This window comes from Bacillota bacterium, from assembly GCA_012518215.1.
In the GTDB taxonomy this organism is placed as follows: domain Bacteria; phylum Bacillota; class Dethiobacteria; order DTU022; family PWGO01; genus JAAYSV01.
In genome coordinates this window covers 50196-62293 of record JAAYSV010000046.1, presented here as the reverse complement: position 1 = coordinate 62293, position 12098 = coordinate 50196, and the positions used below count along the sequence as shown (strand labels likewise).

Genomic DNA, 12098 nt, shown 5'->3' with positions numbered 1-12098 from the left:
TTTTTACCCTTTTTCTTTCTACTCCAGCAGTTCGACAAAGGCCTGGATCCGGGTTTTGATTGCTCCTTCCGGCTGGAAACTGTAATTATCATCAATATGCAACATGGGCAGGCCCTTTTCCTTGAGGTAATCCCGCAAGTCGGGGTAATCAAGTTGGTGTGGATCACAGAAGGCGATGGTGTAGCCGATTACCCCGTCCGCCTTGAATTTTCTGGCCAGATCGACGATATAATCGAAACGTTTGCAGCCCGGGCCGCGGTCGGTGCGCGGACATTCAAAATTGACCAGATAATGCTCTTTCAAGGCCTGGTAGGGATCCTCCAGGTCGGGCACATCCTGATTCCAGGTCCGTGTTCCGATGCACGTGTCGTCGGAAACCACCTGGGCACCCGCCTCTTCGATGAATCGATAAAAAGTGGGATCATCGATGATACAGCCCCAGACCATGATCCTTGCCCGTGGGGGCTCCTTCACGGGGCGATTTTTTACTTCTTCAATAACCTCTTCCAGAAGTTCCCCGAATTCCTCGGCGGGCAGAACCCCGCCGAGGACCAGTATATCCATGAGTTCACTGCTGAGCAGTGTGGGGTTGTCGCCACCGCGCATCCGGTAAAGTTCCCTGATCAGGGCGCGGTTGCGATTGAATACAGCTATTGACTCCCTGATCATATCCTCGCTTATCTTTTTTCCAGTATACTCTTCCAGGCTTTCCTTGAAAAAAACAAGTTCCCGCCTGTAAAAATCCTGTGACCAGCTGAAGAGCTGGTGGGGATAATTTACCAGACGTGAATAATCGAGCGGCCGGTAGTAGGTCCATATGCCGTAGAGCCTCTGGACCATATCACAACTATGTGAGACAACCAGCCCATCCAGGAACTCCAGGCGCCCTTTCATTTCCTGTGCATAACAGTTGCGGACGTAACTGCAACCGTATGGTTCCAGGTGAGAGTCAACTTCGGAAGTTGTATCTCCCGGGATCCCGGTGATCCGGTAGGGCACTATTCCTGCCGCATGAATTATCTCCGGCGGAGCAAAGCAACAGATATAGCCAAATATTTTTTTACCTTCTTTTTTAAGTTCCTCGGCCCTTTTGCTGCGATTGCGGGAAAGCTCTGCTACGCGGGCCAGGCCCTTGAGTTCAGACATATTCCATCGCTCCTTTTTTACTGTAAATAATACTGCGCGTTGACCGAACCGAAGCAACTACACGGGAAAAAAGTATTATTTACTTTTTTTTGATTTCTCCAATGTTTCCATGAATGCTTGCACCCTGTTCTTGATCTGGGCATCCGACCAGTGCCTGGGGTCAGCCATGTCGCTCTCGAAAACCAGCGATGGTATCCCCAGTTCAGCCAGGCGATTTTTGGAATGAATCTGTCCGAAGGACATTACCCGGCATGAACGGGTCAGATGCATGATGGCCCCGTCCAGGCTGAATTCATCGACAAGGTGTTTGAGCAAGTTCCCACCGGTTATACCCCCGAATACGGCGGGGTTGCATATTTCCGGCATTGTCTCGGTGCCGAAGGCATGGATCATCCTTGCCCGTGACCAGGTTCTTTCCACCAGTGCTTCAATCGGGTCGCTGATATCGTATTCCATCCATTCGGTGATATTGTACGGGGACTCGAAGGCCACAACTGCCCCCAGGGATTCCAGATAGTTGAACATGCCAAGATTGTACCAGGGGGGAAGACCGAACCAGATCAGCCGGTATTTTTCTTCCTCCAGGACACCGATCTTGTTGTCAACACGGTGCTTGACTTCCTCGTACATCTCCTTGTAGAACTCCACCGCTTCCGGTTCACCGATCATGTACATCTGGGGGATGATGGCGCTGAAATAATCGGTAGATCCCATCGGGCAGGGTTTTGCCCTGCGCAGGTATACCACTTCCCGCCAGTATTTCAAGGCTTCATGTGACATTTTGAGCAACTCCCGCAGCAGGTCCAGGTCAAGTTTTTTGCCGGTTTGTTTTTCCAGAAATTCTATCTGGCCGTAAAGATCTCTGCGCAGTTGTTCCTTGTAATGCTCGATTATGCGGGGATCATCGACGTCAACATCCCATGGGGGAGCCAGCGGGTCCGAACTGTAAACCGGTACATCTATGTACCTGGTGGCGATGGTCTGGAACCACTTCCAGCGGGGTTCACAGGCAAAACCGGAACCCAGCAGCATGGTAGGATGGCCCATCCCACCGAGGGGTGCCTCCGGAACCTCCCCCGTGTCAACGTATTTTTTACAGTAACCGAGAGTGTTGGTGACATACGAGCACAGCTCCGGCGAATACCCTTCCCCCTCTGCTGTTTTGATGAAGTCGAGTGCGATCATGGATGCTGCGCACATCGTCCCAAAATTTTCGGGCCATTCCCAGAGCAGGTCGAAAACCTTCAGAAGTTCCGGGGGGATTCCCACCATACACCAGGCCAGAGGCTCGTTTTCATCTTTTCTGGCCATCATTCTCATGAAAAAGCGAGGCAGAAGTTCTTTGATTTTCCTGGTCGTCTGCAAGTGTCTTTTGGCGCGTTTCATTTCACTGACAGTCATATAAAACCTCCTAAGTATACGTTATGTGATATAGACAGTATATTTGGATATTTGGGACATCTATTATAGATTCGCTGTTCGGGGACAATTTCCTGCCAATAGGGATCGATTCATACCGGGAAGCGGGGCAGCCATATCCTTTTTCCCGTTATTTTGCAGGTGGAATAACCTTTTTTTGTTTGACAATTGCCATAATATCGTGTTAATATTTCTTCAAAGTTTGGGGGAAAAATGCACATGAACAAATTGAAATTGGGCCTTCCCGCCGGCAGCCTTCAGAATTCCACGTTGGAAATATTCAAGAAAGCCGGTTACAACATTACCCTTACGGAAAGATCTTATTTCCCGTATATAGATGATGAAGAAATTGATTGTATCTTGATTCGCGCCCAGGAGATACCCGATTATGTACAGGAAGGGGTCATGGATGTTGGCCTGACCGGGAAAGATTGGATTACCGAAACGGGTGCGGATGTCATGGAAGTAGCCGAACTGGTATTTGCCAAGACAGGCCTGAGACCGGTACGGCTCGTTCTTGCTGTTCCGCAGGATTCGGAGATCAACACCATCGGTGACCTCGGGGGGAAGAAGATTGCCACGGAACTGGTGGAGACCACGCGTCGTTATTTGAAAGAGAAAGGAATTGCTGCCACCATCGTCTTCTCCTGGGGAGCCACGGAAGTAAAACCGCCTGTTCTGGCCGATGCAATCGCCGAGCTCACCGAAACGGGGCGCTCACTCAAAGCCAACAACCTGCGTATTCTGGAGACGATCCTTGTTTCCACGCCGCGGCTGGTCGCCAACCGGAAGAGCTGGGAAGACCCGTGGAAGAGAAAAAAAATAGAAAACATGGTCATGTTGCTTGAGGGGGCGCTGTTGGCCGAGCAGAAGGTGGCCTTGAAAATGAATGTCAGCGCTGACAATCTGTCAAGGGTGATGGAACTGTTGCCCGCTCTGCGCAAGCCTACCATTTCCAACCTGTTCCAGGAGGAATGGTATGCGGTGGAGACTGTTGCTGAAGAGAAGGAGGTCAAGGAACTGATCTGCCGTTTGAAGGAAGCCGGGGCCGAAGGCATTTTCGAATATCCATTGAACAAGATTATACCTTGAAACTGCAATCGAAAGCCGGGGTGATGAGGATCAATCGATCGGTCTTCTTCAGAAAAACATTTGTATGCCCGATCTGCCGGAACAAATTCAGGGAATATCGCATCAAAAAAAGCAGGCAGCGGATTATCAGGGTCGATACAGATTTTGCTACTCATTGCGATGGCCCCAACCCGATCTATTATACGGTCAGTGTATGCCCTGTCTGCGGCTACAGTTCCACCAAGAATTTTACCATGCCATCTTCGGCTACGCACAGAAAGCTCAGGTCGGTTCTACTTCCCAGCGGGGAAGATTTCAGCGGGGAACGCACACCTGAATTGGCCATTCTTTCCTTTCAACGGGCTATCGTCTGTTCTGTCTTGAACCGGGAGAGAGCGGTTATCAGGGCGGGACTTTATTTGCAACTGGCATGGACCCATCGTTTTGCCGATGAAGAGGATGAAGAGAGAATCAACCTTGAAAATGCTTTGAAATATTATGTTGAAGCTTATGAAACGGATCGCGATCTCACCCATCAAGTACCCCGCATGGTCTACCTCATCGGAGAACTGCACATGCGTCTCGGCAGGGGCCGCGAAGCGATACGCTGGTTTGACCTGTTGACCACACAATACAAGGATACTGCGCCGCATTATGTCAGGATGGCCCGGGAAAGATGGCAGGATTTTCGCGGAATGCATGCTGATTCGTGACCTGTTGACACCCGGCAGGGGAATTCCACCTTTCCGCCGCGGTAGGATTTTTTCTTCAGCCCCCGTGTAGCACCGCTTGAGCATGTAGAGGTTTTCATCTCTATCCCTTGTTGACAGAACTTGACCTCCTGCGATAGGCTTGTAAAAAGATGGTAATCGGGCAATTTGCTGTTAAAATGAAGGAGAGGGGTGTTTCCATGGAGGTGCTGGATCTGGATGCCACCGCGATGGCCGCGAAGATTGCCACCCGTGAATTGTCTTCACTGGAAGCGGTCAATATTTATGTCAAACAGCTGAAAAAGGTCAATCCCGACTTGAACTGCATGGTGGAAAACCGTTTTGAACAGGCGCGAAACGAGGCGAAAGAAATTGATGCGCAGTTGAAAGAAGGAACTCCCGGAGGGCGATTGTACGGTGTGCCAATCAGCATGAAAGAATCATTTGATGTAGCGGGAATGGTGACATCCGGTGGGCTCCTCCACCGGCGCAACCTCGTTGCCGACAGGGATGCTGACGTGGTTGCCTCCTTGAAAAAAGAAGGGGCGATCATCCTCGGCAAGACGAATACACCTGTGCTCTGTTTCTGCCAGGAGACCGAAAACAAGCTCTTTGGCCGGACCAACAACCCATGGAATCTGGAACGGACGGCCGGTGGTTCCAGCGGTGGTGAGGGTGCGCTGATCGCCGCGGGCGGGGCAGCGGTGGGGGTCGGGTCGGACATCGGCGGGTCGATCCGTTTCCCCAGCCATTTCAACGGGGTGATCGGCTTCAGAAGCGGCAACGGGCAGGTCTCCTCCAACGGTTTTTTCCCCGGGGAAGATCATCCCCTGCAAAGAAGGATGCAGGGCATCGGTGCTCTGGCCAGATCGGTACGTGATGCGCGCCTGATCGATGAAATCATCGCTCTGCGGCAGCCGGCAAGACGTGAGCTGGATGCATTCACCTTGACCATGCCTCTCCGGCAACTCTTTTATCCGGCTGATCGGGCCACGTTGAAGGCGTTGGCCACCGTCAATGAGTTCCTGAAAAGCAATTTTGAAACGATTGACGAGCAACCTCCCTATTATCATCAATCTGCAGTTCTGTGGCAACTGATCATGTCCATCAACAAGGCACATGGCTATGCCAGGCCTGCTTTTGAAGAACGCCCCATCCGGCCGATGATGGAGTACCTGAAGGAGAAAATATTCCGCTCATCGGATCTGCACTGGTATTTCACCTGGGCGCTCTGTGGTGCCGGCCTTGTTGGACCGGGCCCGCAAAAAACAAAAAAGATCGGGCAGATAATTGCCGAGGGTGACCCGAAAGTGATGGCCTACCTCGATCACCGACTGCTGGTTCTGCCCGTTTATCATACCCCTGCTGCTCCTCATGGCCGGGTTTTCCGGGAACTTTTTTCGCTATTGATGACTTATCGCCGTTATATACCCTTCGTTGCCTATGCCAACACCTGGGGCCTTCCGGCCCTGGTGGTTCCGGTTGCCGAAAACGAGGATGGCTTGCCCATCGGGTTGCAGATCATCAGCCGCGTCGGCAATGAGGACGCCATCTTCAAGCTGGGTGAAATCATTGCAGAGGAGTTCAGGGGCTACCGCCGGGCAATACATGTTGGATGATCGGCCGGCAGAAAAAATCGCCGGGTTGTTCATTTGTAACCCCGCTATCCCGCTTGCCTCCTTCCCGTTGGTCTTGAATTGACGCGATGGTATCTGGTATATTGGATCTGGCAACATGAATAACAGGGGGCGGAAGGATTTGAAATATACCAACACCGGAAAAAATCCCGGGAGCAGCAACACCAGAAACAGGAACAGTTATGAACACAAGATCGTTTCCGAAGAGACGATCTTCAGCCATATACATGCCGGAGACCGGATTTTCATCGGCACCGGTTGTGGTGAGCCCCAGTATCTGGTCAAGAAACTGGCCGCCTATGTCGAGGAAAACCCCAAGGCATTTTATGATACGGAGATCATCCATGTCTGGACCCTGGGGGTGGCTCCGTACACCTATGACAAGTTCAAGCACAATTTCAGGCACAATTCTTTCTTCATCGGTCACAATACCAGGGATGCGGTAAACCGGGGAGATGCCGACTATACACCCATATTCCTTTCCGATGTGCCGGCGCTGTTCAGGCGCGGCCTGGTAACGGTGGATGTGGCCCTGATCCAGACATCACCTCCCGATGACCATGGCTACATGAGTCTGGGTGTGAGTGCGGACACCGTCAAAGCCGCCCTGGAAAAAGCATCGCTGGTTATCGCGCAGATCAATACACGCATGCCCAGGGTTCACGGCGACACCTTTATCCATGTTGACGACATCGATTATGCGGTCTTGCATGACGAGGAACTACTTGAATACAACACCTTCGCCCCGGAAGATATCGTGCAGAGGATCGGCCAGAACGTCAGCCGCATCATAGAAGACGGGGACACCATACAGGTAGGTTATGGCAGCATCCCCAATGGCATCCTCTCGTGCCTTGATGGCAAAAAAAACCTGGGCATCCATACGGAGATGCTCGGTGACGGGATCGTTGCCCTGATGAAAAAGGGGGTTGTCAATAACACCCTGAAGACGCTCAATCGTGGCAAGACGATTGCTTCCTTCTGCATGGGCAGCAGGTCAACCTATGATTATATCCACGACAACCCCGGTATTGAATTCAGGACCATCGACTATACGAACAACCCGCTGGTGATTGCCCGGCATAACCGGATGATCGCCATCAACAGTGCGCTGGAGATCGATCTTACCGGTCAGAGTACCGCCGAATCAATCGGCGACTCATTTTACAGCGGTATTGGCGGCCAATCAAATTTCATGCGCGGCGCTGCCCTTGCCCCCGGAGGCAAGGCGGTTCTGGTTCTGCAATCCACAACCACTGACGGCAAGGTCTCGCGGATCACTCCTTGCATACAGGAGGGGGCGGGTATTACCCTGACCAGGGGGGATATCCATTATGTGGTAACCGAATACGGGATCGCCTATCTGCATGGAAAGAACATACGCGAGCGGGCCATGTCGCTTATCGCCATTGCCCATCCCCGGTTTCGCCCATGGCTGATCGAAGAAGCCAAAAAAAGAAATCTTATCTACAGGGACCAGGCGTTCATTACCGGGAAGGAAGGGGAATACCCGCATGAACTGGAGACATACAGAACCACGAAAGATAACAGGGCGATCATGTTCCGTCCTGTCAAGATCAGCGATGAACCTCTGATCAAAAACTTTTTCTACTCGCTCTCGGATGATACCATGTACAAACGCTTTCTTTCCGTGCGCAGGGACATCTCCCACCAGGAACTTCAGAAATCCTTCGTCGTTATCGATTATACCAGAGGGATGGTTCTTCTGGCCGTGATGGAGAAGGACGGAATCGAGCTGATCGTCGGGCTGGCCCAGTACCGGATCATCGAAGGAACTCTGGATGCCGACGTCTCCATCGTCGTCAGGGATGATCATCAGAACCAGGGTATCGGCAGCGCGTTGCTATTTTATATCATACAGGTGGCGCAGAAACAGGGCTTGATGGGTTTCACGGCTGATGTGCTGCACAACAATGCCGCTGTCATGCGTCTGATCGAAAAAGTGGGTTTCAAGGTAAAGAAGAGGTTGGAAGGCGGAGTCTACACGGTCAGGGCCGAGTTACAATAGTTCTGGACGGCCGGGAAATGATCTGTTCCAGGATGCGGTGAAAAGGAAAAGGTGGAAAACACCGCCACCGTGTTCCACCAATGCCGGAAAACCCCCGTTTCATTTCATGACCATGACCTGCATTCACGCATCATCCTGTCTGCGAAGCATTCCAAACAGTAACATCATGTAAAAAATGGTACGCCCGCAGGGATTCGAACCCCGACTTCAGGCTCCGGAGGCCTGCGTGATATCCCTTTCACCACGGGCGCACAGCTTCAAAAATCACATCATTATCTTAACATGGGGCCATCCTTAAGTCAATTTTCAACGGCCTTCCCCCATCGGTTTTTGAATGCCCCGGGGATTCTTTTTTTCAGCGCGGATTTGCCACTCATGACCGGGAAAAAATTTTGCGGATGGGGGGCCGCCAGGCCATGTTCGCGGGCGGTCCGAAGCCAGCGATGAGAAAGTGCCTTTCCCTGTTTATTAATCGGGGATAAAGGGGAAGAATAACTTGAAAAAGGAGGGAAAGGCATAAAATGGGCACAATCTGTTACCTGATAAGGCCCTGTAGCGGGGGGATGCAGAAACATGTGGATGAACTCCTCGGTCATTTTCGGCAATCCTACCGGCTGATTCTGGTTGCTCCGAGGGGAAATCTGCTGGTCAAAAAAGCGCGCCAGCTGGGCATCGATGTTCATGAGTTACCCCTCTCGGAAAATATTTCCCCGTTGAGGGATCTCTACACTCTGAGGCAACTCCTGGTCATCTTGCGCCGGGAACGCCCCCGGCTGCTGCATGTGCACGGTTTCAAGGCAGGGGTGTGGGGGCGCCTTGCCGGGCGTATCATGGACATACCCGTGGTTGTTACCGTTCACAACTATCCGGCTTACCCCGTCCGCGGCTTCGTCCTGCCCCGCCTCTTCCGTACTATTGAAAATGCCCATGGCCATTGGGCTTGCAGATATATCACGGTATCGGAAGCCCTTGCAGGGTATCTTCTGAAGAATACGGCCATAGATGAGGAAAAAATTGAAATCATCCATAACGGGATAAATACAGCTCCCTTCGAACAGGCGCTGCAAACTGATATGCCTGCCGCCAAAACATGCCTTGATTTTATCAAGAAAGAAGGTACCACCCTCGTGGGCACCGTGGCCCGGCTTGTCCCCCAGAAAGGAATCCGGCATCTGATCCGGGCAGCGGCTATCCTGAGCGGAAGGCATCCCCATCTGCGCTTCGTGATCATCGGTGACGGGCCGATGCGCGGCTACCTCGAAGACCTGGCGCAGAGACTGGGAATGCAAGGGAAGGTCTTCTTTACCGGGCAGATGGAAGACGTGCCCTTGCTGATGCCGATGCTGGATATTTTTGTTCTGCCTTCCTGTAGCGAGGGGCTTTCCCTGACGGTACTCGAAGCGTTGGCTGCTTCACGGCCGGTGGTGGCCAGCCGAACGGGAGGAATTCCGGAGATAATTACCCATGACCGGACCGGAAAATTGGTACCGCCCGGTGACAGCCAGGCCCTGGCCCGCGCTATCGAAGAACTGATATCCGACCCGGACAGGGCCGGGGAGATGGCTGCGAGGGGACAGGCCAGGGTGAAAGCCCTTTTTTCCAGGGAAGAAATGTTCAGGCGTACCGGTAGATTGTACCGGAAATTCATGGATACACCCGCATTGACGGAGGTGAGTGACGTCAGATGAAAACCATGTCAAAACTTGCGCAATATCTCATCTCATCGCTGTTGATTATTTTCACCATCCTCGTGGCTTCGCCCGCTTCCGGCCATGCTCAAGACAGGGATCACGAGCAAAAAGTGCTGCTGCTGATCGTGGATCGTCTGACGGTGGAAGACCTCATCGATCATGCGGGCCCGGCGCTGAATGAACTGATTGATCGGGGTGGGCTGGGGCTTCTCAATGTCAAGGGTGGGCGTGTCGGCAGTGAAAGCGGCTACCTGAGCATCGGTACCGGCAACAGGGCGGTGGCTGGCAGCAGCGCCAGGCTTTCTTTCACCGGAGGTGAGGAGTTCAACGGGCAACCGGCTTCCACCGTGTATTATCGTTACATGGGCGAGGAACCCTCCGCAGAAGTGTTCACCCTTTCCCTGCCGGAGCTTGGAAAGGCCAATGAAGCGAGGGGGTATGAAGTGGTTCCGGGCGCCCTGGGCGATGTGATGGCATGCCACGGAAAGAAAATTGCCGTTTTCGGCAATGCCGACACGGATATTGTACGGAGGCCGGGAGTTCTCGCGGCCATGGACCGACGTGGCCTGGTAGCGGTCGGCGATGTAAGTGAAAGAATGCTCATCGAGGATCCCGCATTCCCGTACGGCCGCCGTACCGATGTGGAGGCCCTTGCCAGAGCAGTCACATCCTCTCTTGAGGATGTTTCCCTGGTAGTTGTGGACTGGGGAGACATGACCAGGATAGACGAAGATAGAAACAACTATTTGCCGGCACGTGTGCAGGATCTGATGCATCTGGCTTTCACGGAACTGGACAGATTCCTGGGCAATTACATGGACCGGGTCGGTCCCGATTTTCTTGTTATGATGGTTTCCCCCTCGCCTCCGCTGCAGTACCTCAACGGGGGGCGGCAGCTGACCCCCCTGATAGTTGCCGGGGGGAGATTTGATCCCGGGGTGTTGACCGGTCCCACGACCAGACGCGGGGGGTTGGTGGCCAACATTGACATTCCGGCTACAATACTGGAACATCTCGGCATAAAGGAAATCCCGCCCCATATCGCCGGGTTTCCTCTACACAGCATCTCCCATATGCAGCCACGCGAACACATGATCATGATGGCCGAACGCATAGCACCTGTATACGAACAGAGGCAGGCGCTGCTGAAGGGGTATCTCGTCTATCTTACATTGACTCTCCTTGCCGGTGCCCTGGCCCTGATCTCCGGTTTTGTGATGAAATTCAAAAAAGCAATCGTTGTCCTTGTCGAGGGGGCAATGATCTTTCCCGTGACCCTGCTTCTGCTGGCGGCATTCCGGGGGTTTCCCCCCGGTTCCGTATGGACGACGGCCATGCTGGTCATTGCCTGCAACGGGATCCTTCTGGGATTGGCAAACCTGTTGAAAATGCTGCCTTCCGGAAAATATGTTTTCTGGGCGGTACTGGGTTCCTGCACATCATTGCTACTCGTTGCCGACCTGATCGGTGGGGCTACCTGGCAACAATATTCTTTTCTGGGCTACGACCCTGTTGCCGGGGCCCGCTTCTACGGGATAGGAAATGAATACATGGGCGCCATGATCGGGTCGACCATACTGGGAACCATGGCCCTGCTCGAAATCTTGAAGTCCCGCTCAATGGCAACCGGCATGGGGAAGAGATCCCCTGCAGAAAAAGGAAGTGGCGAAGAACCGCGAATCCGGGGGGTCCCGGTTGTATCTCCCATCATCATCCCCGTGACCCTCTATTACATCGGAATCATCTTCCTGCTGGCCTCCCCGTCGTACGGTGCCAATGTGGGAGGCACCCTGGCTGCGGCGGTTGCTTTCGCCCTGGCTGTCAGCGGCATTATCGGCAAGACCGGGAAATTCAAAGCAAGTCCGGTTTTCCTTGTCGCCATTTCCGCCCTGACTATCATTTTGTTCTGGGTTTTCAACTACCTCCGGGGGCCGGGTCTGCATTGGCACATGCAGTCATTCTGTGAAATGTGGAGCCGCGGAAACCTGGCCGGGATACAGGGGATTCTGGGCCGCAAACTGGCCATGAACATGAGGTTGTTCCGTTATTCTGTCTGGTCCTATGCGCTGGTTGCTTTCATGGGCCTGATGGCGCTCCTTTTCTATTATCCTGTAGGAAGGATAAAGATATTGAAAGAAAGAAACCGTTATCTTTTTACAGGGATCATGGCCATCGTTGCCGGCAGCATGGCTGCCCTTCTGTTCAATGATTCCGGGGTGGTGGCTGCCGCGATGACCCTTCTTTTTGGCGTGCCGCCGTTGCTGGTGTATTATCTGGATATCGGCAACTGTCGGGGGGAAGAAATAGATGAAAGCCCGGTTCCAGATTGAGAGAAAAGGAGGTACAAGCAGGAAATATGGTACTGTTTATGGAAATTAAGATCCTTGGTATCATT

General features: G+C 52.8%; 8 protein-coding genes and 1 tRNA gene. 6 read left to right on the top strand and 3 right to left on the bottom strand.

Annotation, left to right across the window (positions count from 1 at the left end; translation table 11 throughout):
* Positions 1–18: 18 nt before the first annotated feature.
* The gene (locus GX364_07375) at positions 19–1146 is read right to left on the bottom strand and encodes a 2-hydroxyacyl-CoA dehydratase (protein ID NLI70666.1); all 1128 of its coding nucleotides are present in this window, start codon (positions 1144–1146) and stop codon (positions 19–21) included.
* A 75-nt stretch (positions 1147–1221) separates the two neighbouring features.
* Entirely contained in the window at positions 1222–2547 is a 1326-nt protein-coding gene (locus tag GX364_07370; protein NLI70665.1) for a 2-hydroxyacyl-CoA dehydratase, read from the bottom strand.
* Between the two features lie 231 nt (positions 2548–2778).
* Here GX364_07370 and GX364_07365 point away from each other — a divergent pair, with 231 nt between their 5' ends.
* The 4 genes from GX364_07365 to GX364_07350 all read left to right on the top strand — a co-directional run bounded on the left by GX364_07365 (position 2779) and on the right by GX364_07350 (position 8012).
* Positions 2779–3657: an ATP phosphoribosyltransferase gene (locus tag GX364_07365; protein NLI70664.1), complete on the top strand. Its 879-nt coding sequence runs from the start codon at positions 2779–2781 to the stop codon at positions 3655–3657.
* Positions 3654–4349, top strand: a complete 696-nt coding sequence (locus tag GX364_07360) for a DUF2225 domain-containing protein (GenBank protein NLI70663.1) — start codon at positions 3654–3656, stop codon at positions 4347–4349. Before GX364_07365 ends, GX364_07360 begins: the two co-directional genes overlap by 4 nt.
* Positions 4350–4525: 176 nt before the next feature.
* Positions 4526–5965, top strand: coding sequence for an amidase (locus tag GX364_07355; GenBank protein ID NLI70662.1), 1440 nt, complete (start codon positions 4526–4528; stop codon positions 5963–5965).
* 115 nt (positions 5966–6080) lie between these two features.
* Positions 6081–8012: a GNAT family N-acetyltransferase gene (locus tag GX364_07350; GenBank protein NLI70661.1), complete on the top strand. Its 1932-nt coding sequence runs from the start codon at positions 6081–6083 to the stop codon at positions 8010–8012.
* Positions 8013–8188: 176 nt separating this feature from the next.
* Here GX364_07350 and GX364_07345 read toward each other — a convergent pair.
* A tRNA-Arg gene (locus tag GX364_07345) sits at positions 8189–8263 on the bottom strand.
* Positions 8264–8533: 270 nt separating this feature from the next.
* Between GX364_07345 and GX364_07340 the strand changes: the two genes are divergently transcribed.
* Positions 8534–9700, top strand: coding sequence for a glycosyltransferase family 4 protein (locus tag GX364_07340; GenBank protein ID NLI70660.1), 1167 nt, complete (start codon positions 8534–8536; stop codon positions 9698–9700).
* A complete protein-coding gene (locus tag GX364_07335) occupies positions 9697–12033 on the top strand; it encodes a hypothetical protein (protein NLI70659.1) in 2337 nt (778 codons plus the stop codon). The genes GX364_07340 and GX364_07335 overlap by 4 nt, the downstream gene beginning before the upstream one ends.
* The last annotated feature ends 65 nt before the right edge of the window (positions 12034–12098 follow it).